The sequence below is a fragment of the Thioalkalivibrio sp. AKL19 genome, assembly GCF_000420165.1.
Classification (GTDB): domain Bacteria; phylum Pseudomonadota; class Gammaproteobacteria; order Ectothiorhodospirales; family Ectothiorhodospiraceae; genus Thioalkalivibrio.
Map to the genome: position 1 here is coordinate 167,827 of NZ_ATUK01000010.1, position 21,922 is coordinate 189,748.

The following is a 21,922-nucleotide window of genomic DNA, read 5'->3' on the forward strand; positions in this document are numbered from 1 at the left end:
ACCTCACGCCTCAGCGGAAACTGAAATTCCAACAAGAACCGCTCATCTGTGCGCTATCCAACAGATGAATCGTTTCCACGTGTAGTAAGAAGAGCTTGCGCGCTCGACACGGAGTGGCCGTCTGGTATCGGCAGGGGCGAGTGCCTCCGCATGAAGCTCCATCAAAGCCAGACGACGTACGTCGGGATCTCCCATTGATCATTAAAGGACTTACGAGCGGCCGCAATGAACACCCGCTTTCAACCGCTTCACCCGGCTGGCGGCGGCCCACACCAGATTCCGGATAGGGGACTCATCGCAAGCCAACATTCCGCCGGCGACCGCATCAAGCCACTCGTGATCCAAATTATTAGCCACCACCGGACTCTCGGTGAGCCTGAAAGCTCGCCCTAATACCACGAACATTCGCCCACCCAACTGCCCGCGAATTCCCCCTCACCCCCCTAATTTACCGATGGATGCCATGGCGCAAGAACTGTTCCAACAGGTACTCAGCCTGCTTCAGACCTATCCGTACCTGTTCATTTTCTTCGGCATGCTCGTCGCGGGCGAAATCGTGCTCTTGCCGGCGATATACCTGGCTGCGACCGGGCGCCTTGATCTTGCTGCAGTCATCTCGCTGGCAATATTGGCCACCATCTTGTCGGACCTCGTCTGGTACGGGCTCGGAAGAAAATTCCCCGCTTCGGCACTCGACCGCATCCCTGGAGCCCACAGCAATAGTGCCGTTCGTGGTCTGGAACGCCTGTTCAATCGCAAGGGCGTACAGATCCTGTTTCTATCCAAGTTTGTATATGGAACACGAACGGCGGCCCAAGTGCTTGCAGGGGTACACGATATGCGTTTTCGCACCTATATAATCGTCAATTTCTTCGGCGTCCTCACCTTATCCGCCGTCTTCGTGGCTCTCGCCTATTCGGTCATCGGCACGACGCGCCAACTTGGCGATTTGATTGACGATCTGGAGCTCGCCTTCCTGATATTCATCGTGATGGCGGTGTCCGCCAATTATATCGCGAGCCGGGTGTTGAGGAACCGATGGTCTCGGTAGTGATACCAGCCTTCAATGAGGTCGGAACCATCACCGATGTCATTGCGTGTGCACGCCAGCACCCTTGGGTTGGGGAAGTCCTCGTAGTCGATGATGGCTCTACGGATGCGACGGCCCAGGTCGCAGAGGTCGCGGGTGCCCGCGTCATCCGTCTGGCTCGCAACACGGGCAAGGCGACTGCGATGGATGCAGGCGTGCGTTCGGCGAAATCTAGCGTCCTGTTATTTCTCGACGCTGACGTGACTGGCCACACACAGCAGACCCTGTCCCGGATTATGCAGCCCGTCATCGAGGGACGCGTCGAGATGAACGTTGGCTTGCGGGCTCGATCGACGCTGATGCTCAACCAGGCGCTGCGATTCTTCCCAATTGTCGGCGGCGATCGGGCATTGACCCGCCGGCTCTGGGAGGCCGTCCCGACGAGTTGCGTACGCGGTTTCCAGATCGAGATCGCCTTGAACTACACGTCCAAGCAATTCGAGAAGGGGATGGCGTTCGAACTCGTGCATGGTACGTTCCATCACATTAAAGAAAGGAAATATGGTGTCGTGGCTGGCGCTACCCAACGCGCGATGATGATCCGACAAATCCTGTCGATATCATTCCGGCTCTACATACTTGGCTGGATCAAGCAGAGGGCTTTGCGCATCAGGAGAGCAACAAGATCGATAGCGGAATTGATTTTTAGCTAATGTCTGATTCCCGCCGCCAAGGAGGTTCTAATCGTCAAGAAGATCATGGGTGTCCTCTTCTTTCGTCCCTCGTCGACCTCTCCGCACATGACGAACTGCAGCACAAGCTGCGTCAGGAACGTGATTTCAGCGACGCCGTGATCGACGGCCTGCCCGCGGTGTTCTGTGTGCTGGATGACACCGGTCGTTTCATCCGCTGGAACCACAACTTCAAGCGGGTGACCGGCCTGGAGGGCAACGAACTGACCCGCATCAATGCCGTGGATCTCTTCGCCGGCGAGGATCAGCCTCGTGTGGCTCAGTCGATCAGTCGCGTCTTCGAAACCGGCTCGGCCGACGTCGAGGCAGCCATGCGCGGTGCGTCCGGGGCGTACATCCCCTACTACTTCACCGGCCTGCGGGTAGAACTCAACGGACAACCCTGTCTTACCGGGACCGGATTCGACATCTCTGCCCGCAAACAGATCGAAGCCGAGCTGCATCATCAGGCCCACCATGACAGGCTGACCGGCCTCATGAGCTGGGGGGCATTCGATGAATTGCTGCCGCTCGAAGTCCAACGCGCCCGCCGTTACGGGTCGCCGTTGAGCTTGATCATGTGTGATATCGACCGCTTCAAGTCCGTTAACGACCGTCATGGTCATGCCACCGGTGACGAAATCCTGTGCCAGGTAGCGGACACGCTGGGAGCCAATCTGCGCGGCAGCGACGTGCTGATACGCTGGGGCGGCGAAGAGTTTCTTGCACTCCTGCCGGAGACCAAAGCAGAGGACGCCGGGGCCTTGGCCGAGACCCTGCGTGCCCTGTTGGCCCGGACTCGATTCCCGATACAGGAGCAGGTCACGGCAAGCCTCGGAGTCACGGAGTACCGTCCCGATGAATCGCCCCACAGTCTGCTCAAGCGCGTCGACGATGCGCTGTACAGCGTCAAAGAATCCGGCCGCAACCGGGTCGCCTTGCTTTAAAGACTGCACTGCGAAAAAGCGAGCGGTTTATTTTCCGGCGACCAAGCTGCGGCGTCGACTCCCGGGTTTCAGACCTTGCCTCTGGCTGTTGGCCGTACCTGGCAGGCAGGGGCCCAGGTCTGGCCTGCGGCATACGCCGCCCCGCGTGCGCGGATTGTCAAAATGAACGGCTTATCCCTCGAAACCGCGTCCCATGTCCGAGACGCCCGCCGATTCCACCTTTCGCGTGCAACTGCGCGCAGACGTCGGGGTCAGACCTTGCCTTTTGCCTTCCGCCGGAAACTTCCAGAGGCAAAAGGAGAGCTCTGAGCCCATAGCTCACCAGGTGGCGTGACCCACGCAGACGTCGGGGTCAGACCTTGCCTTTTGCCATCCACTTAGACGTCGGGGTCAAGACGTCGCGCGCAGACGTCGGGGTCAGACCTTGCCTTTCGGCGAGACGCCGGGGTCAAACCTTGCCTTTTGCCTTCCGCCGTGCGCGCGCAGACGCCGGGGTCCGCGCAGACGCCGGGGTCAAACCTTGCCTTTTGCCTTCCGCCGGAAACTTCCAGAGGCAAAAGGAGAGCTCTGAGCCCACAGCTCACCAGGTGGCGTGACCCAAACCAACGAGTCTCCGGGAAACCCGGGGCGGTTCACGCCCTTCCCGGCAGATGATGGCGATTCGCCCGCGGCATGACTTCCCTCCCTGGAATGCCCATTTGATGGCCGAAATCACCGCTTCAAGCCCGACTCGCGCCCTTTATAGACCGGTTTCCTTCGGTTTTTCAGTACGTTACTGAGGCCCGACCCCGTTATCCCTCCGTAAACCCGGGGCGGTTCACGCGCTTCCCAGCAGATGATGGCGATTCGCCCGCGGCATGACTTCCCTCCCTGGAATGCCCATTTGATGGCCGAAATCACCGCTTCAAGCCCGACTCGCGCCCTTTATAGACCGGTTTCCTTCGGTTTTTCAGTACGTTACCGAGGTCCGACCCCGTTATCCCTCCGTATCCCCATCTCTCTTCTCCCCGACTGGCCCCCCGCCTCGCAATCAATGCCTCGCACTGCGGATCACGGTTTATGGCTCTCAAACCACTCGAGGATGAGTTCCAGGCGTTTGACCAGATTCACCGGAGTGCCGTCCCGGGACAGGTTGTGGCCTTCGCCATCGAATACCGCCAGCTCGCTCTCTACGTCGTTATTAAGCAGCGCGTAGAACCACTCCTGGCCCTGCCCGATCGGGGTCACCCGGTCATCGGTAGAGTGGATGATCAGCGTCGGCGTACTCACCTGGTCGGCGTACTTGAGCGGTGAGCGTCCCCAATAATAGTCGTAGTTCGTCCAGATCGTGCCGCCAAACTCGGCATTCATCCTTGTCGGCACGTAGTCCTGGGTGCCGGCCTCAGAGATCCAGTTGGAGACACTGCGCTGGGTGACCGCCGCGCGGAAGCGATCGGTCTGCGTGGTGATCCAGTTGGTCAGAAAGCCGCCATGGCTGCCACCGGTCAGAAACTGGCGCTCCTCGTCGATCCAGTCGTAGCGCTCCAACGCCGCGTCCAGGGCCTGCATGTTGTCGCGGTAGTCCACCCCACCGTAGTCCTGGTACACCGAGGCCTGGAACTCGTAACCGTAGCCGGTCGAACCCCGATAGTTGGTGAACAGCATCGCGTAGCCCGCGCCCGCGATCATCTGAAACTCGTGGAACCAGCGATGGCCCCACATATGCGCCGGACCGCCACGAATGTTCAACACCAGCGGCCAGTCATCGCCGGCGTCGAGCCCTTTGGGCCGTAGCAGGAACGCATCCACCGTGCGGCCATCCTCGACCTCGTAGCTGAAGCGTTCGAGCTCGGTCCGGTAACGTGATTCCAACAGAGTGTCGTTGAAGCCCGTCAGGCGTCGCGACTCGAACCCGTCACTGTCGGCGACGTGCACCTCCGGCATCCGGGTTTCGTCTTCGACCAGCAAGGCCAGGGACTCGCCGTCGGCGGCAAAGTCGATATCGCTGAGAGCGGCTTCATCACCGAGGACCACCTCGCTGTCACCATCGGGATGCAAGCGAATCAGTGGACGGCTGCCGCGGAAGTCCGCCAATACCAGGGGGCGATCGAACCCCTCGGGCCACCAGGCCTGCGTAACGGAGAAGTCCATGCCATCGTGCAGTACCTTGTGGTCGTCGTTGTCGATCCCGATGCGGTGCAGTTCCACGGGACGATAACGGTCGGACTGATAGAGAAAGGCGACCTGGCGCCCGTCGGGCGAGAACAGTGGGTCGGTGACACGCCCATCGGGCGCGGACAGCTGGCGTTCCTCACGGCTTTCGAGATCGAGCAGGTAGATGTCCTGATTGAAGCTGCCGTCGTACTCGCGGCCGCTGCGGTCGACATTGAACGCCAGGAAGCGGCCATCGGGCGAAACCGTCGGGTTGTTGTGGTTCCACTCGGCGTCCCCTGCCAAACGCTCGAGTTCGCCGCTTGCCGAATCCAGCAACCACAAGGTGCGGCGGCTCTCATCCAGCCAACCCTGCGACTCACGACGGCTGAGCGGCCGCGAATAGACCTTCACATCCGCCTGCGGTGCGTCATCCCCCTGCTCCTCCTGCGCGGGATCCTCGACGGCCGGGTCGATGGTCAGGGTAACGATCAGGTGTTGACCATCAGGCAGCCAGGCAAAGTGAGAAAGATTGCCCTGTTCAATCTCGGTGATGGCGTGGGCTTCACCACCGTCAATGGGTATCAGATGAATCTGGGCGTCCTCGTCAACGGTCCTCAAGAAGGCCACTTGCCGCCCATCGGGAGAAAAACGGGGATGACGATCGGACTCACCCTGGGTGAACTGGCTTGCCGATTCCGAGCCATCAGCCGGCACCATCCAGATGCTCGATTCCCGATTGCGGCGTTCATCGTCCACGCGACTGCGCACGAAGACGACATGGCCAGCATCCGGCGAAAGCCTCGGCTCGGTCGCGAACACGAAGTCGTAATAGTCGGCGGGCACCATCGGCTCCGGCGGCTCCGCCCATACCGACGGCGTGTAGAAGATGACGATCAGCAACAGTGTTCGGGTCATGGAGTCCTCGAGGGAAAGGAAATGCCCCCGAGTTTGCCGCAACGAGCTCATGGGTGTCCTTTTCTCGCCCGCCTGCGATGGACGTTCCGGGTAGCCGCCACGACGACGAACGCGCACTCACCGTGCCCCGGCCGCAGGGGTTCGATACCCCCCCCTCCCGGCAAGCGGCCCCGCAAGGGTCTGTACCCAACCATCGATCGAGAAGCCGCCCTGCAGAAGTAGCTGTTCCACTCCATCCGCGGAAAGACGCCGGGGTCAAACCTTGCCTTCCGCCGGAAACTTCCAGAGGCAAAAGGAGAGCTCTGAGCCCATAGCTCACAAGGTGGCGTGACCCCAACCAACGAGTCTCCGGGAAACCCGGGGCGGTTCACGCGCTTCCCGGCAGATGATGGCGATTCGCCCGCGGCATGACTTCCCTCCCTGGAATGCCCATTTGATGGCCGAAATCACCGCTTCAAGCCCGACTCGCGCCCTTTCTAGACCGGTTTCTTTCGGTTTTTCCGTACGTTACCGAGGTCCGACCCCCTTACTTCTCCCCTTTTCCGCTTCACCCGGTACATTTCGCCATCCGCACGGCTCAGCAAGGTATCGGCGTCCTCTCCGTCTGCGGGATAGCAGGCCACGCCAATGCTACAAGACGGTATGATCCCGCCGAACTCGGCGCCCAGGGGCTCGTCCATGGCCGATTGAATGCCCTCGACCTTTCTGGAAACGGCACCCTCCACCTGGATATCCGTCAGCAGGACAATAAACTCATCCCCGCCCATCCGCGCCACCGTGTCCGTCTCCCGCACGCAGCCCTCCAGCCGCCGGGCGATCGTACAAAGCACACGGTCCCCCACCGCGTGTCCATGGACATCATTGATCACCTTGAAGTCGTTGATATCCAGAAACAGCAAGGCCAGGTGGTTCTGGTAGCGATGGGCCGAATGTAGCGCCAGATCCAGGCGGTCATAGAACAGCGATCGGTTGGTCAGTCCTGTCAGCGGATCATGATGGGCGAGGAAGCGCAGTTCCTCCTCGGCCTGCCGCAGGGTCGTCACGTCCCGCGCAACCCCAATCCGCACACCCTCCTCCTCGACCCAGTGTGCCGACCAAAGGATGTACACGACACCGCCATCTTTGCGGATATAGCGGTTACGGAAATCGACGTGAGGCTTGCCCTCCATGACCCGAACAATGGAGGCCAGTGAGGCCGCCAGGTCTTCAGGATGCATATAGTCGGTGATCGTGGTTCCGATCAGCTCCTCCGCGCGATAACCAAGCAGATCCTCACAGGCATCGCTCACGAAGACGATCTGATTGTCCCGATCGACCACAAAGACCGTGTCGAGGATCAGATGGATCAGCCTGGCCGAGAGCGCTTGAAGGTCAACGGGCATTGGTCAAGGATCTCTGGTCCACGGACTCACACTCTAGGGAAACACTGATTAATGTACGCACCCGCGCTCGAGTCGCTTTTGCGTGCGAACAAGGCGCGGTGACTGCCGTGCCGTCATTCTGCACAAGAGAGCCGCAACCGTTCGGCGACGGGGTCGGACCACGACAACCTACTGACTTCATATATTTATATCGCGCAACCCCCCTTTCTAGAGGCTTATCCGCCCCATTTCGCCGTCAAAATAGCCAGTTGGCGACGGGGTCGGACCAAGACAACCTACTGACTTAATGGATTTATATCGCGCCAAACCGCCTTTCTAGAGGCTTATCCGCCCCATTTCGCCGTCAAAACCGTTGATCAACCCCATAACTCGCCCCATCGTCGCGCACCCATGCGGTATCCCCCGTCTGTTCAACGTGGCGCCCCGGCGACCGCACCCCCAGCGCCCGGCGCACTTCGTCCACATACGACCGGTCCCCTACCGCGACGGCCGTCGTCCACCACCCATCCCGACTGGCGCGATCCGAGGCCAGCGCCTCCTCCACCCACAAACGATGACACTCCCGCAGCTCGGCTCCGGCGCCGATCTCCAGCGCATCCAGCAGGGCCTGCTCATCAATGACTCGGTAACGGTCCGGTGGTGCCTGGATCTCGCGATATCCGCTGGCTTCCCACTCCGATGGATGCTTCACCACCCCCGCCCGGACCATATTCAGGTCGATGTACACCAGGCAGCGCGCGAGGTGGGCCCCGGTCTGCACGGCAGTGGCATGGTAGCGGTCTTCCCAGAAAGCGCCCTTGCGCGCCTTGCGCCGGTTGTACGACTGGCCAACCCGGCCCGCGATCAACTGCATGGAACGCGCAATCTCGCCTCCGCCCCCATCGCGCACCAGCAGGTGTACATGGTTGGAGGTCACTATGTAGTTGAGCACACAGAGTCCGTAACGCTGGCGCGCCTGGTACAGCCAGTAGCGCCAGAGCCTCCGGTCGCGGGCAAACTTCAGCAGAAACTCCTGCTTATGACACCGGTGGGTGATATGCCAGACATAGCCCGGCAGATGATGGCGATTCGCCCGTGGCATGGCTTCCCTCCCTGGAACGCCCATTTGATGGCCGAAATGTCCGCTTTAAGCTCGAATCGCGGCCTTTCTAGACCGGTTTACCGCTGTTTTTCCGTAGGTTACCGAGGTCCGACCCCGTTATGCCACGCCGAAATCCATGAGGCGCGCGAGGTACGAGCGTCGCCTCGATGAAATTGTTGGGGTTTTCTCTAGTATGGGGCATGAGCGTGAACCTCCCCGGCCAATGCATTGAGCTCGTCAACAAGCCATTTAAATCGACCCTGTTTCTTCAGCCATGCCCCACAAGGCCCCATCCTTTCGTATCCCGTCGCCTTCTTGGCAGCCGATTTCGCTTGGTAACTATCGTGTGCAGCATAGTTCCGAAGTGCTGACAGATATTCTATTGGATCCTTGTAGCGTCGCTTCTTGAGTATCGCGACAAGATAATGCGTTGATGGCACATATCTCTTGACGATCTTTATCAGGCCGTCACGTCCTTTAAAATCGAAATACCCGTTTGCCACGATCAGGTATTCACAGAGCTCATCCGTGAGGTGAGCTGGGAACTCGATTCCCGTGGTTTCAGAGATAGTCGACGTGTCGTTGTTGATGGCGCCAGTAAGTGCCTCGAGCATCAGATTCTCGAATTCACGGTAAAGACGGATCACCACGTACTCATAACACCAGGTAACGTGCGCATCCGACAAATGTTTCTCAGCCTCCGCGACGTAGTCGAGTAGATCGCCCGCATTACTCTGGAACGAGGTTGCGGAATTCTGGATACTTTTTTTCCGTGGCATGGCCTTCGGCTCCTACGCCCAACACTTGGCTTTGCGGCGCATCGGAGCGCCAGCGTAGGTGCGTCCGACAACAGCCACTTGTTAAATTTTCAGTGGCCTTGATTCGACTTCGACAGGAACAGCCCTATTACGATTTCAAACATAAACATACCTACTAGAGTCTGACCAGTTGCGAGCATTTTCGTCAGGTCTGAAACTGGGAATATATCTCCATACCCAAGGGTTGTCATAGTAACGAAGCTATGGTAAATGCTGTCTATCCGGCATAAGCCCTCTACCGAACATATTCCCCATGACCAAGAGATATAAGCCATGGAGAGATCGTGGGTGTCCTCCTCTTCTGCTTCTTCCTCTTCTTTTCAACCCTGGTATGCCCATTTGATGGCCGAAATGACCGCTTTAAGCTCGAATTCCGCCCTTTCTAGACCGGTTACCCTCGGTTTTTATGTAGGTTACCGAGGCCCGACCCCGTTATTCTCCATTATGAGGTTCCCAACATTCCGCTTCAATCGCTACAACACAATCTAAGAGAAATCCCGATGCCTCCTCCGCTTCCTCCGCTCCAATCGGCCGAACAGACCCCCAAACAGGATCGATATCTGCTTCGTGTACGATCATATTTCTCCTATCCACGATAGCATTTAATCGTTGCCGAAACACCTCTGATGAATACGTCATAGAAGCCGCCACACGAGCTAAACGTTTCGGTCGATCGTCGACAAACCTTAGCGCCTTGGCAATATCATCCGCCCGTTGGAATGTGTCCCGAGAAAACTGTGCACGCACTTCACCCTCAACCCAAGATGTAGACCCACCTGACGCGAGTTGCTCAGCCGAAGAAAGACAGATCCGCGCTTCGCCATAATGTTTATTTTTTTCTCTCGACCCGAGGAAAGATTTATAAATCGCCTCAACACATAGGTTGTGCACGTAGGAGTCCCATGCTGAAACGGCCAAAACAATCTCTGCCCGAAATGCCTCGGACATATCGACAGAACCCAAGGCTTTCCCCTCTAATGCCCTTCCCACATGGGAAAGTCCATGAACACGATCGTACGAAGCTAGAAATCGCTGATAAGCTTCAGACCTCATATTCAACCCAGAAGCTCCACCACCTGCCTCACAGCTTTCTCATATATATCGTGGAAATCGCCCCTTTTCTCACGATTCTGGGAAAGAACCGATCCGACGGAACCTATCTGTTCATCAGACAGCGCAAAAACAGGTGTAGACCCGATATGCGATGTGGTCACGAGACTATTAAAATCCGGCACCAACCCGAGGCAAAATCCACTAGATCGCTCCCCAAGCACTTCGCTATACCGTTCTAGCGAGAATGCTAACTCGGATTGGGACAAAGCGGGCATCAGAGTTTCATCGATAACACGGAACAAGCGGTTAATTTGGTCTTGGAACCCTTTTGTTGGATCACCTCCACGAAGCCGGAAGTTCTGAACAACGGTCCCTAAGAATTTAGGCTTTCTGGCCGACAAGGTATAACTCGCATCCTGTAAGGCTGGATGACCAACAGCGCGGTCAAGCCATGAGCTCCACATAGGGAGGACCCTAGCGAGGGAATGAATAGCCATTTGGCTGAAATAGTCTGGCGAGTTCGGAATAATGAAGCCGTCGGAAGAAAGAAATAGGTTTTGATTGATCGAGCTAAGGCTGGGATTCAAGTCAATAAGAACATAGTCAGCGCCGACGGCATCTGCTGTTATATCTAGCAGGTGAGCGGCTGCGCCTGGGACATTCTTGAGCGCGTGCACAGAACCGCTTAGCTCATGTGCCAAGGTCAAGGTTATTTCATATTCCGATAGCGCCAGATGGCCTGGCAAAAGATATAGGCCATCACGGCTTTCGATTTCGAGATTTGGTGCCGCAGTTAAGGGTGAAAGAGCTCCATCAAAAACCGGTGATAACGCAGACTTTAAATTGCAGTCCGGCCGGTCTAGATAGTGCTGCTCAAACCGGTCGAAGCTCCCCGAGGACAGAATTAACCCCGTAAGATTGCATTGGGGGTCTGCATCCACCAACAGGACCTTATACCCCTGCTCAGCAAGCATCCATCCGAAGTGGAACACATTGGTAGTCTTGCTTACGCCACCCTTGTGGTTGAAAAAGGCTATTTTCTTCGCCACGAACAGCTCCTAATAGGTTGTTTTTAAATCTAAAGGTCAGAACGGGAACTGATTCTTTCGGATCGCCTACAACAGGCTGGGATAGCTCGGCCTTATTTTTCTAATCGCTTGCAAGATGGGCGTTAGTGAGGTGCCGTTCTCAATATTCAAGACATGCTTAAATTCAGGCACCATAAGAAGAAGGCGCCGTCTTGCGGCGCCCTCTTCTTTTGCTGCACGGCCATTTCCCTGGCTCCGTTCGTTCCGGCGGTCGTGGCTCGGTCAATCCCAGCTCAACGCCCCACCCGTCTGATACTCCGTAACCCGCGTCTCAAAGAAGTTCTTCTCCTTCTTGAGATCGAGCACCTCGCTCATCCACGGGAACGGGTTATCCGCACCCGGGTACAGCTCGGCCAGGCCGATCTGGGCGCAGCGGCGGTTGGCGATGAAGTGCAGGTATTCCTCGAACATCTGCGCGTTCATGCCGAGCACGCCGCGGGGCATGGTGTCGCGGGCGTACTGCGCCTCCAGCTCGACCGCATCATGGATCAGGGTGCGCATCTCGTTCTTGAAGTCTTCGGTCCACAGGTGCGGGTTTTCGACCTTGATCTGGTTGATCACGTCGATGCCGAAGTTCATGTGCATGGACTCGTCGCGCAGGATGTACTGGAACTGCTCGGCCACGCCGGTCATCTTGTTGCGCCGGCCCATGGAGAGGATCTGCACGAAGCCGACGTAGAAAAAGATGCCCTCGAACACGACGTAGAAGGCGATCAGTTCGCGCAGCAGCTTCTGGTCCGCGTCCGGGGTGCCGGTGCGGAAGTTCGGGTCCGCCAGGTGCTTGGTGAACGGCAGGGCCCACTCGGCCTTGGTGGCCACGGAGGGCACCTCGCGGTACATGTTGAAGATCTCGCCCTCGTCCAGGCCCAGGGACTCCACGCAGTACTGGTAGGCGTGGGTGTGCAGCGCCTCCTCGAAGGCCTGGCGCAGCAGGTACTGGCGGCACTCGGGGTTGGTGATGTGGCGGTACACGGCCAGCACCAGGTTGTTCGCCACCAGCGAGTCGGCGGTGGAGAAGAAGCCCAGGTTGCGCTTGACGATGGTGCGCTCGTCGTCGGTCAGCCCGTTCGGGTCCTTCCACAGGGCGATGTCCGCGTTCATGTTGATTTCCTGCGGCATCCAGTGGTTGGCGCAGCCGTCCAGGTACTTCTGCCAGGCCCACTTGTACTTGAAGGGCACGAGCTGGTTGAGGTCCGCGTGGCAGTTGATGATCTTCTTGTCATCCACGCGGATGCGCTCGGCACCCATCTCGATGTCTTCCAGACCGGTGCCGGTCAGGGCCTCTTCGTTCGGCTCGGCCAGCGGCTGGCCGGCGTTTTCCGGCTCCGGCGAGACGCTGGGTGCGGCGCCGGCGGTGCTCATCAGGGCTTCGTTCTCCTGAAAGCCCATGCCCGGGCGTACGGCGGGCTCTTGCTGGCCTTCGCCCTTGATGGCTGCGATCGGATCGTCCCAGGAAAGCATAGTGTCCCCTCTTCTTTCGGTGGCGGCCCGGCGCGGTGGCCGGGCCTCTTGTTCAATGAGTCGTCGTCAGTGCGTCGTTCGTGTTCGCTGCGTGCCCGCGCGGGCCCGCCTTACTGGCAGGCCTCGCAGTCCGGGTCGAGGATGGAGCACGCCTTCGGCGCTTCCGGCTCGGACGCCTGCTGGCCGCCGGAGACGGCGTTCAGCTTGTTGGCGCGCGAGGAGTCGGCCACGGTGCTCTTTTCCACGTGGGTCGCGCCCATGGAGCGCAGGTAGTAGGTCGTCTTCAGCCCGCGTACCCAGGCCAGCTTGTACAGGGCGTCCAGCTTGGGTCCGGAGGGCTCGGCCATGTACAGGTTCAGGCTCTGGGCCTGGTCGATCCACTTCTGCCGGCGCGAGGCGGCCTCGACCAGCCAGCGGGTGTCCAGCTCGAACGCGGTGGCGTACAGGGCCTTGAGGTCCTCCGGCACGCGGTCCAGCGGCTGCACCGAGCCGTCGTAGTATTTGAGGTCGTTGACCATGACCTCGTCCCACAGGTCGCGGTCCTTCAGGTCGCGCACCAGGTACGGGTTGATCACGGTGAACTCGCCCGACAGGTTCGATTTGACGAACAGGTTCTGGTAGGTCGGCTCGATCGACTGGCTGACCCCGCAGATGTTGGAGATGGTCGCCGTCGGGGCGATCGCCATGGTGTTGGAGTTGCGCATGCCGATCTTCTTCACCCGCTTGCGCAGGGTGTCCCAGTCCAGGCGCTGGGTGGTGTCCATCTGCAGGTACTCGCCGCGCGAGTCGGCCAGCTTGTTCACCGAATCGATCGGCAGGATGCCCTGGCTCCACAGGCTGCCGGGGAAGCTCTCGTAGCGCCCGCGCTCCTCGGCCAGATCGGTCGAGGCCTTGATGGCGTAGTAGGACACCGCCTCCATGGAGGTATCGGCGAACTCCACCGCGGCCTCGGAGGCATACGGCATGCGCAGCTTGTACAACGCATCCTGGAAACCCATGATCCCCAGCCCCACCGGGCGGTGGCGCAGGTTGGAGCGCCGCGCCTGCGGCACGGAGTAGTAGTTGTAGTCGATCACGTTGTCGAGCATGCGCATGGCCGTGTTCACGGTCTGCTCGAGCTTGTCCTGATCCAGCTCGCCGTTGTCGCCTATATGCGCGGCCAGGTTGATGGAGCCCAGGTTGCACACCGCGATCTCGTCATCCGAGGTGTTCAGGGTGATCTCGGTGCACAGGTTCGAGCTGTGGACCACGCCGGTGTGTTGCTGCGGGCTGCGCAGGTTGCACGGGTCCTTGAAGGTCATCCATGGATGGCCGGTCTCGAACAGCATGCCGAGCATCTTCCGCCACAGGTCCACGGCCTTCATGGTCTTGTGCACGCGCAGCTCGCCGCGCGCGGCCTTCTCTTCGTATTCGCAGTAGCGCTTCTCGAAGTCCGTGCCGACGAGGTCGTGCAGGTCCGGGGTCTCGTTCGGGGAGAACAGGGTCCAGTCACCGTCCTCGGCCACACGCTTCATGAACAGGTCCGGGATCCAGTTGGCGCTGTTCATGTCGTGGGTGCGGCGGCGGTCGTCGCCGGTGTTCTTGCGCAGCTCGATGAACTCCTCGACATCGATATGCCAGGTCTCGAGGTAGGCGCACACGGCCCCCTTGCGCTTGCCGCCCTGGTTCACCGCCACGGCGGTGTCGTTGGCGACCTTGAGGAACGGGACCACGCCCTGCGACTTGCCGTTGGTGCCCTTGATGTGGGCGCCCATGCCGCGCACGCGGGTCCAGTCGTTGCCCAGCCCGCCGGCAAACTTGGACAGCAGCGCGTTGTCGCGGATGGCGCTGTAGATGCCGTCGAGGTCATCCGGGACGCTGGTCAGGTAGCAGCTGGACAGCTGCGGGCGCAGGGTGCCGGAGTTGAACAGGGTCGGCGTGGAGCTCATGAAGTCGAACGAGCTCAGCAGGTTGTAGAACTCAATCGCGCGCGCCTCGCGGTCGATCTCGTTGATCGCCAGGCCCATCGCCACGCGCATGAAGAACGCCTGCGGCAGCTCGAAGCGGGTGCCGTCCGAATGGATGAAGTAGCGATCAAACAGGGTCTGCAGGCCGAGGTAGGTGAACTGCAGGTCGCGCTCGGGCTTGAGCGCGGCGCCCAGGCGCTCGAGGTCGTAGCGGGTCAGCTCGCTGTCGACCAGCTCCAGCTCGGCGGCGCGCTTGATGTAGGCGCCGAAGTACTCGCCGTAGCGCTCGGCCAGCTGGGCCTGGGTGGCCTCTTCCGGACGGTCGTGCACGAAGCTCAGGGCCTCGCGGCGCAGCGCGTCCATCAGCAACCGCGCGGTGACCTCGGAGTAGTTCGGCTCCTTCTCGATCATCACGCGCGCGGCCATCACCAGTGCGGTGGAGACGTCCTTCTCGGCCACGCCGTCGAACAGGTTGCGGCGGGCCTCGGTCAGGATCTTCTCGCCGTCCACCTGGTCAATGCCGGCGCAGGCCTCGGCCACCACCGCCTGCAGGCGCTCTTCGTCCAGCGGGGCCTGGGTGCCGTCGGCGCGGGTCACGTTCAGGGTGGCGGCCGCTTCCTGCTCTTCCGGGGACTGCTCGGCGGCCTCGGCGGCGCGCTTTTGCGCCTGCTGCTCGCGGTAGATCACGTAGGCCCGCGCGACCTTGTGGTGGCCGCCGCGCATCAGGGCCAGTTCCACCTGGTCCTGGATATCCTCGATGTGGACCGTCATGCCCTGGGTGCCGGCGCGGCGGAACAGGCTGTCCACCACCTGGCCGGCGACTTCCTTCGACACCTCGTGGATGCGCCGGCTGGCCGCGGCATTGCCGCCCTCCACCGCGAGGAAGGCCTTGGTCACCGCGACCTCGATCTTGGAGGCGTCAAAGCCGGTCACCTTGCCATTGCGGCGAATCACCTGATGCTGGCCGGGGCTGGTCGCCAGGACCTCGGCCGACGGTTCGGCCTGCGGCGGGTACTGGGTGCCCTGCTGGGCTTCGGCGGTGTAGGGTTCGCTGTTCATGACGGCCTCGCGCTGGTGTTGGATCGGACGTGAAGTACTATAGATCGGGGATCGGAAACTGCATAGCCACTAGATATAGTGGCTGGCGAAAGAACAAGCCGCGCACAACCCGTGGGCAAGCTGTGGATAAAAACGGCGATCTCCCGTCCTGCCGCCGTTCCCGGCGGGCAGCCCGGGTTATCCACCAAACGCTGATGTAGTGACTGCCCGGCCGGCACATCGGGACGGCGCGATCATGAAAATGTTTTATCAATCGCCATTACCCACAGCCGATCCGTTGCCACCCGCACGCGCGGTTCCCGCGGTGCCCGTGACCCCGTTGGACAAAGCCGTCCGGCGTCCCAATAATCCCCGCCATATCGATCCCCGATCCGGGGCAGCCCGCGCGGCACGTACTGCGGATCACGCCACCCGATGCACGGAACCCGGGCGCCGCCCGATGATCCGGTATCGTGTGCATCACCCGCGGTGACGGCCGCGCCGCCGCTGCCACGAAATCCGACATTGCGAGATGGAGAGCGCCATGAGCGACGCCAAGAAGGACAAGAAGTCCAAGCAGGACAAGAACAAGAGCGAATCCGGCAAGGCCCAGGCCGAGACCCCGAAGATGGCCAGCGCCACCGGGGCCGTGCAGGCCGCCACCGGTGCCGTCCAGCTGGGCGGCGACACCGAGTCCAAGCCAAAGAAGGGCGGCAGCGAGAAGGAACCGCGCCATTGCCCGCTGCTGATCCTCGGCTCCGGCCCGGCCGGCTGGACCGCCGCGGTCTACGCGGCGCGCGCCAACCTGAACCCGGTCGTGATCACCGGGCTGGAACAGGGCGGCCAGCTGATGACCACCACCGACGTGGACAACTGGCCGGGCGACAACGAGGGCGTGCAGGGCCCCGAGCTGATGCAGCGCATGCAGAAGCATGCCGAGCGCTTCGACACCGAGGTGATCTTCGACCACATCCACACGGTGCACCTGAAGGACAAGCCCTACCGCCTGGTCGGGGACTCCGGCGAGTACACCTGTGATGCCCTGATCATCTGCACCGGGGCCTCCGCCCAGTACCTGGGGCTGGAGTCCGAGACCACCTTCGCCGGCAAGGGCGTGTCCGCCTGTGCGACCTGCGACGGCTTCTTCTACCGCGGCCAGAAGGTGGCGGTGATCGGTGGCGGCAACACCGCGGTCGAGGAAGCGCTGTACCTGTCGAATATCGCCTCCGAGGTGACCCTGGTGCACCGGCGCGATGCGCTGCGCGCGGAGAAGATCCTGCAGGACAAGCTGTTCGAGAAGGAAAAGAACGGCAACGTGACCATCGAGTGGAACCACACCCTGGACGAGATCCTCGGCGACGAGACGGGCGTGACCGGCGCGCGGCTGAAGCACGCCCAGAGCGGCGAGACGAAGGACATCGACGTGATGGGCGTGTTCATCGCCATCGGCCACAAGCCCAACACCGACATCTTCCAGGGCCAGCTCGACATGGAAGGCGGCTACATCAAGGTGCAAAGCGGGCTGGAGGGCAACGCCACCGCGACCAGCGTGCCGGGCGTTTTCGCCGCCGGCGATGTGATGGATCACGTCTACCGCCAGGCGGTCACCTCCGCCGGTACCGGCTGCATGGCCGCACTGGACGCGGAGAAGTACCTGGACAAGCTCGGTTGATCGCGTGAGCGCCGAGGGCGACACCCAGGCATCGGACCCGCCGGAGGATGACGCGGGCCACACGGCGGAGCGCGTCGAGCTGCGTGACGGCCTGGCCGAGGTGGACCCGGCCGCCTGGGACGCCCTGACCGGCGGCACCGAGCCGTTCCTGCGCCACGCCTTCCTGGAGGGCCTGGAGCGCCACGAGTGCCTGGGCCGGCAGTTCGGCTGGTTCCCGCAGCATGTACTGATCTTCCGCGACGAGGCGCTGGTCGCGGCGGCGCCGGCCTACGCCAAGACCAACAACTACGGCGAGTTCGTGTTCGACTTCGCCTGGGAAGGGGCGTGGAACCGCCACGGGCTCAACTACTACCCCAAGCTGGTCGTCTCCGTGCCCTACACCCCCGCCACCGGCCCGCGCCTGCTGGTGCACCCGGAGGCGCCGGACTTCGATCATCTGCGCACCCTGCTCGTGCGCGCCCTCGCCACCCACGGGCGCGAGCTGAACGCCTCCGGCGTGAACATCCTGTTCCCCAACCAGGACGATCTCGACGTGACCCGCGAGCTGGGCCTGCCCGAGCGCATGGGCTGCCAGTACCACTGGACCAACGCCCCGGACGGGGGGTACGCGGACTTCGACGCCTTCCTCGGCGCGCTCAGCTCGAAGAAGCGCAAGAACATCAAGCGCGAACGCCGCCGCGTGCAGGAGGCCGGGATCGTCTTTCGCACCCTGACCGGGGCCACCGGCGAGGCCGCGGACTGGGCGCGCTTCCACCGCTTCTACGTGGACACCTTCGAGAAGCACATGGGCATCCCGACCCTGTCGGAGGCGTTCTTCGTGGAGACGGCGGCGGAGCTGGGCGACCAGGTGGTGCTGTTCGAGGCGCAGCGCCCGGATGCGAATGGGGACGGCGAGACCATCGCCGCCGCGCTTTGCTACCGCAGCCACGACACCCTGTACGGGCGCTTCTGGGGCTGCACCGAGGACCTGGCCGACCTGCACTTCGAGACCTGCTACTACCAGGGCATCGAGTTCTGCATCCGCGAGGCGCTGGCCCGCTTCGAGCCGGGTGCCCAGGGCGAGCACAAGATCCCGCGCGGCTTCCTGCCCACGCCCACGTACTCCGCCCACCTGATCCTGACCGAGGGCTTCGAGCAGCCGGTGCGCGACTTCTGCGAGCGCGAGGCCCAGATGATGCGCGCCCAGTGCGAACGCCTGCACGAACACTCGCCCTACCGGCAGGTCCAACCCGACGATGAACGCACCTGAATCACCCGTCGCACGAGGCCAGCCCCCTGGCCGATGGGGGCCATCCTCACGCCCGATCGCGCAGGGGGCTGCGCTCCTACATCACCCCGCACGCCCGGCCCAACCTGTAGAAGGCCAGCCCTCTGGCCGATGGGGCGTACCCAATGCCGCAATCGCCGAGAGGGCTCGGCTCCTACAGGGCCTGGCATACCACCGGGGCCCGGGACGCCCCGCAGAGCCGATCTTCGTGGGAGCGGGCTCGCCCGCGAAGCCCCTGCCCGCGCGGGGCTCCGCCACAGGCCGTTCGCCTGCAAGCAGGCTCCAACAGAACCCGCGCCTCCAATCTCGGGTCTTGCACGGAAGCGCCCCATGAACGGCGGCCCGCAGATCACCCTGCCCTGGCTGGACCCGGAGCATCCGGAGGCGCCGTTCCCGGACCCGGCCCATGCCCTGGTCGAGCCCAACGGCCTGCTGGCCGCCGGGGGCGATCTCTCCGTGCCGCGCCTGCTCAACGCCTACCGCTCCGGGATCTTCCCCTGGTTCGAGGCCGGGCAGCCGATTCTGTGGTGGAGCCCGGACCCGCGCGCAGTGCTGGAACCGGGGCACTTCCGCCTGCATCGCAGCCTGAAGAAGGCCATCCGCAATCGCGGCTATACCGTCAGCTTCGATCGCGCCTTCGAGGCCGTCATCGAGGCCTGCGCCGCGCCGCGCGACTACGCCGACGGCACCTGGATCACCACCAGCATGCAGCGCGCCTACATCGCCCTGCACCGCACGGGCCACGCACACTCCGTGGAAGTCTGGGACGGCCCGCGCCTGATCGGCGGGCTCTACGGGGTGAGCGTCGGGCGCCTGTTCTGCGGCGAATCGATGTTCTCGCGCGAGCGCGACGCCTCCAAGATCGCCCTGGCCTGGCTCTGCCGCCACCTGGTCGCCTGGGGCTGGCCCCTGATCGACGTGCAGATGGAGACCGCGCACCTGCGCAACCTGGGCGCCACCACCCTGCCCCGCCAGACGTTCATCGACCGCACCCGCGACATCGCCCGCGAGCCGGTCGAGCCAGGCCCGTGGCGGACCGACCCGACCCTGAGCGCCCTCGACCCCGACTGGAACACCGTCCCGTAAGAGCCTGCTCGCAGGTGAAGCCGCCGCCCGCGTCCGCAATACCGCGAACAAACCCGTCGAACCAGACCCGTGGCATACCGACCCGCCCCTTGCACCCCTCGATTCCTGCGCCCCCCGTGGGAGCCTGCTTGCAGGCGACGCCCCTGCCATAGTCGGACGCGAGCAGGGGCTTCGCCTGCAAGCAGGCTCCCACCGGGAGATCCGCCCAGGCGCCTCTCGGGCGGGACCACTCCCACAAAGGCGGCCGGATTCGATGAACGCTGACTCGGCGCACGACGGCCGATTCGGGTGTCCCCCGACGGAGATCGCCACGGCGCTGTGCGCCTCGCGATGACAGGATGATGGACGCGCGCGGCCAGTTCATTGCCCGTCACTGCGAGGAGGCGCAGCCGACGTGGCAGTCTGCAGGGGGTGCCCCGACCCGGGGAACGCGTCGGGAGCTCGCTTAACCCCGCTCTCGATGGCGGGTGCTTTATACTCGCGGGCCATTGGGGAACCGGGCGGGAGATTCGGGTGAAGGGGACAGGATCAGGGAAGATACGGCGGCCACTCGTCGCCGGCATGCGCGCCGGCATGCTGCTGACACTGGCGGCCATCACCACCGGCTGTGCCACGCTGGCGCCCTCCCCGCCCGATGACCAGAGCAACATCTGCGAGATCTTCCGCGAGCAGCCGCGCTGGTACGACTACGCGCGTGATTCCGAGCGGGAATGGGGCACGCCGATCGCGACCCAGATGTCGTTCATCCAGCAGGAGTCCTCCTTCCGCAGCCACGTCCGCCCGGACCGTGAACGCCTGCTGGGCTTCATTCCATGGAGCCGCCCCTCGTCCGCCCGCGGCTATGCCCAGGCCCAGGACCCGGTGTGGGGCGAATACCGCGAGGATGCCGGCAGCATGACCGCGCGGCGCACGCACATGAAACACGCCACCGACTTCATCGGCTGGTACAACGACCGCACCCGGCGCATGACCGGCGTGTCGTTGTACAACTCGGAACACCTCTACCTCGCCTACCACGAGGGCCAGGGCGGCTATAACCGCGGCAGCTACCAGAGCAAGCCGCAGGTCCGGGCCGCGGCCCGCCAGGTGGCGCAGCGCGCCGACCGCTACGAGTCCCAGCTACAGAGCTGCGAGTCCGAGTTCCGCTGCCGGCGTTTCTACCAGGTCTGGCCGTTCTGCCGGCAGTAGCCGAACCGACGAACACCAGCACCTGCCCCGGGAGATCCCGGATAACCGCTGCGCGGTTTCCGGGATGCCGGTGCTTTTGGACGTGGGCACGCGCCCCAAGTCCAGCATCCCGTCATCGCGAGCAAAGCGAAGCGATCTCCCAACGCTGCCTCGCCGCCGGAGAGCACCCCCAACAGACTGCCACGTCGGCTACGCCTCCTCGCAGTGACGGACAATGAACTGGCCGGGCGCGTCACAAATCCCGTCATCGCGAGGCGCGCAGCGCCGTGGCGATCTCCCGACGCAGCCACCGGCGCCGGGGCACTCCCTGAAGCCAGCGACGCTACCTGTGCGACTCGCGGTGCCGGAGCCCCTCGCTCCGAGCGCAACGCGTGACGGGCGCACTTGAGGGAACCTCGCCGCCTGTGTTCCAGTCTTCCGGGACACCCCCTTTGGCCGAGACAAGGACGCACCATGAGCGACAATCCCACCGCAGGCTTTCGCTTCAACCACACCATGCTGCGCGTGAAGGACCCGCAGAAGGCGCTGGACTTCTACCAACGCGTGTTCGGCATGGAGCTGGTGAAGACCCTGGACTTCCCGGAGTTCGAGTTCACGCTCTACTTCCTCGCGCAGCTTGGCGAAGACGAACCGCAGCCGCCGAAGGACGCCGGCGAGGCCACCCGCTGGATGTTCAGCCAGCGCGGCATCCTTGAGCTGACCTACAACTACGGGACCGAGAAGGACGCGGACTTCCACTACCACGACGGCAACGAGGAGCCGCAGGGCTTCGGCCACATCTGCTTCTCGGTCCCGGACCTGGATGCCGCGGTGCGCTGGTTCGACCATAACAACGTGGAGTTCGTGAAGCGCCCCGACGAGGGCGGCCTGAAGGACATCGCCTTCGTGAAGGACCTCGACGGCTACTGGATCGAGATCCTCGAACCCGCCCGCCTCACCGGCCTGGGAAACTGATCGAGGGCTCGATACACAGGCGCCTGCCTCCACACACCACTGGGGCATGACTGGGGACCACCAGGTGCACCCGCCCTGCGTGGCGTCCAGGATGCCCGCGTCATCCCGACCGTAGCGCAGCGAAGAGCCGGG

General features: G+C 62.3%; 17 protein-coding genes. 8 read left to right on the forward strand and 9 right to left on the reverse strand.

Annotated elements, in window-relative coordinates:
* The first annotated feature begins 463 nt into the window (after positions 1-463).
* From F817_RS0102775 to F817_RS0102785, 3 genes are read left to right on the forward strand one after another with little or no spacing between them, the layout of a single operon-like run.
* Complete coding sequence (locus F817_RS0102775) at positions 464-1,051, forward strand: DedA family protein (RefSeq protein ID WP_024326216.1); 588 nt, start codon at positions 464-466, stop codon at positions 1,049-1,051.
* Positions 1,039-1,743, forward strand: a complete 705-nt coding sequence (locus tag F817_RS13685; protein ID WP_155988431.1) for a glycosyltransferase family 2 protein — start codon at positions 1,039-1,041, stop codon at positions 1,741-1,743. Before F817_RS0102775 ends, F817_RS13685 begins: the two co-directional genes overlap by 13 nt.
* Entirely contained in the window at positions 1,743-2,708 is a 966-nt protein-coding gene (locus F817_RS0102785; RefSeq protein ID WP_231369382.1) for a sensor domain-containing diguanylate cyclase, read from the forward strand. Before F817_RS13685 ends, F817_RS0102785 begins: the two co-directional genes overlap by 1 nt.
* A 1,050-nt stretch (positions 2,709-3,758) precedes the next feature.
* Here the strand turns inward: F817_RS0102785 and F817_RS0102790 are convergent.
* From F817_RS0102790 to F817_RS0102815, 9 genes are all read right to left on the reverse strand, one after another.
* Positions 3,759-5,756, reverse strand: coding sequence for a S9 family peptidase (locus F817_RS0102790; RefSeq protein ID WP_024326217.1), 1,998 nt, complete (start codon positions 5,754-5,756; stop codon positions 3,759-3,761).
* Between the two features lie 476 nt (positions 5,757-6,232).
* On the reverse strand, positions 6,233-7,138 hold the full coding sequence (locus tag F817_RS0102795; protein ID WP_024326218.1) for a sensor domain-containing diguanylate cyclase: 906 nt from the start codon (positions 7,136-7,138) through the stop codon (positions 6,233-6,235).
* 343 nt (positions 7,139-7,481) lie between these two features.
* On the reverse strand, positions 7,482-8,219 hold the full coding sequence (locus F817_RS0102800) for a transposase (protein ID WP_024326219.1): 738 nt from the start codon (positions 8,217-8,219) through the stop codon (positions 7,482-7,484).
* A gap of 188 nt (positions 8,220-8,407) precedes the next feature.
* The gene (locus F817_RS0102805) at positions 8,408-8,998 is read right to left on the reverse strand and encodes a hypothetical protein (protein WP_024326220.1); all 591 of its coding nucleotides are present in this window, start codon (positions 8,996-8,998) and stop codon (positions 8,408-8,410) included.
* 89 nt (positions 8,999-9,087) lie between these two features.
* Positions 9,088-9,312 carry a potassium channel family protein gene (locus F817_RS14810; protein WP_081644437.1) on the reverse strand — a complete coding sequence of 75 codons (225 nt, stop codon included), beginning with the start codon at positions 9,310-9,312 and terminating at the stop codon, positions 9,088-9,090.
* Positions 9,313-9,469: 157 nt separating this feature from the next.
* Positions 9,470-10,000 (reverse strand): HEPN domain-containing protein, encoded by a 531-nt coding sequence (locus F817_RS14500; RefSeq protein ID WP_155988432.1) that lies wholly within the window; start codon positions 9,998-10,000, stop codon positions 9,470-9,472.
* Positions 10,001-10,092: 92 nt separating this feature from the next.
* Entirely contained in the window at positions 10,093-11,139 is a 1,047-nt protein-coding gene (locus F817_RS13990) for a ParA family protein (protein WP_196801204.1), read from the reverse strand.
* Between the two features lie 261 nt (positions 11,140-11,400).
* Positions 11,401-12,639, reverse strand: coding sequence for a ribonucleotide-diphosphate reductase subunit beta (locus F817_RS0102810; RefSeq protein ID WP_024326221.1), 1,239 nt, complete (start codon positions 12,637-12,639; stop codon positions 11,401-11,403).
* A 110-nt stretch (positions 12,640-12,749) separates the two neighbouring features.
* Positions 12,750-15,644 carry a ribonucleoside-diphosphate reductase subunit alpha gene (locus tag F817_RS0102815; RefSeq protein WP_024326222.1) on the reverse strand — a complete coding sequence of 965 codons (2,895 nt, stop codon included), beginning with the start codon at positions 15,642-15,644 and terminating at the stop codon, positions 12,750-12,752.
* A 523-nt stretch (positions 15,645-16,167) separates the two neighbouring features.
* On the opposite strand from F817_RS0102815, the gene trxB reads away from it, so the two are divergent.
* From trxB to gloA, 5 genes are all read left to right on the forward strand, one after another.
* Positions 16,168-17,295, forward strand: coding sequence for a thioredoxin-disulfide reductase (gene trxB, locus F817_RS0102820; protein ID WP_024326223.1), 1,128 nt, complete (start codon positions 16,168-16,170; stop codon positions 17,293-17,295).
* A gap of 4 nt (positions 17,296-17,299) precedes the next feature.
* The gene (locus F817_RS0102825) at positions 17,300-18,544 is read left to right on the forward strand and encodes a GNAT family N-acetyltransferase (protein ID WP_024326224.1); all 1,245 of its coding nucleotides are present in this window, start codon (positions 17,300-17,302) and stop codon (positions 18,542-18,544) included.
* A gap of 348 nt (positions 18,545-18,892) precedes the next feature.
* The gene (aat, locus tag F817_RS0102830; RefSeq protein WP_024326225.1) at positions 18,893-19,648 is read left to right on the forward strand and encodes a leucyl/phenylalanyl-tRNA--protein transferase; all 756 of its coding nucleotides are present in this window, start codon (positions 18,893-18,895) and stop codon (positions 19,646-19,648) included.
* A gap of 561 nt (positions 19,649-20,209) precedes the next feature.
* On the forward strand, positions 20,210-20,836 hold the full coding sequence (locus tag F817_RS0102835; RefSeq protein WP_024326226.1) for a hypothetical protein: 627 nt from the start codon (positions 20,210-20,212) through the stop codon (positions 20,834-20,836).
* Positions 20,837-21,289: 453 nt separating this feature from the next.
* Positions 21,290-21,790, forward strand: coding sequence for a lactoylglutathione lyase (gene gloA / locus F817_RS0102840; RefSeq protein ID WP_024326227.1), 501 nt, complete (start codon positions 21,290-21,292; stop codon positions 21,788-21,790).
* Positions 21,791-21,922: the final 132 nt, after the last annotated feature.

Excerpts from the sequence above, each read along its gene's own strand:
- F817_RS0102775 (WP_024326216.1), top strand. The coding sequence starts at position 464 with ATGGCGCAAGAACTGTTCCAACAGGTACTCAGCCTGCTTCAGACCTAT.
- F817_RS13685 (WP_155988431.1), top strand. The coding sequence starts at position 1,039 with ATGGTCTCGGTAGTGATACCAGCCTTCAATGAGGTCGGAACCATCACC.
- F817_RS0102785 (WP_231369382.1), top strand. The coding sequence starts at position 1,743 with ATGTCTGATTCCCGCCGCCAAGGAGGTTCTAATCGTCAAGAAGATCAT.
- F817_RS0102790 (WP_024326217.1), bottom strand. The coding sequence starts at position 5,756 with ATGACCCGAACACTGTTGCTGATCGTCATCTTCTACACGCCGTCGGTA.
- F817_RS0102795 (WP_024326218.1), bottom strand. The coding sequence starts at position 7,138 with ATGCCCGTTGACCTTCAAGCGCTCTCGGCCAGGCTGATCCATCTGATC.
- F817_RS0102800 (WP_024326219.1), bottom strand. The coding sequence starts at position 8,219 with ATGCCACGGGCGAATCGCCATCATCTGCCGGGCTATGTCTGGCATATC.
- F817_RS0102805 (WP_024326220.1), bottom strand. The coding sequence starts at position 8,998 with ATGCCACGGAAAAAAAGTATCCAGAATTCCGCAACCTCGTTCCAGAGT.
- F817_RS14810 (WP_081644437.1), bottom strand. The coding sequence starts at position 9,312 with ATGGCTTATATCTCTTGGTCATGGGGAATATGTTCGGTAGAGGGCTTA.
- F817_RS0102810 (WP_024326221.1), bottom strand. The coding sequence starts at position 12,639 with ATGCTTTCCTGGGACGATCCGATCGCAGCCATCAAGGGCGAAGGCCAG.
- F817_RS0102815 (WP_024326222.1), bottom strand. The coding sequence starts at position 15,644 with ATGAACAGCGAACCCTACACCGCCGAAGCCCAGCAGGGCACCCAGTAC.
- trxB (WP_024326223.1), top strand. The coding sequence starts at position 16,168 with ATGAGCGACGCCAAGAAGGACAAGAAGTCCAAGCAGGACAAGAACAAG.
- aat (WP_024326225.1), top strand. The coding sequence starts at position 18,893 with ATGAACGGCGGCCCGCAGATCACCCTGCCCTGGCTGGACCCGGAGCAT.
- F817_RS0102835 (WP_024326226.1), top strand. The coding sequence starts at position 20,210 with ATGCGCGCCGGCATGCTGCTGACACTGGCGGCCATCACCACCGGCTGT.
- gloA (WP_024326227.1), top strand. The coding sequence starts at position 21,290 with ATGAGCGACAATCCCACCGCAGGCTTTCGCTTCAACCACACCATGCTG.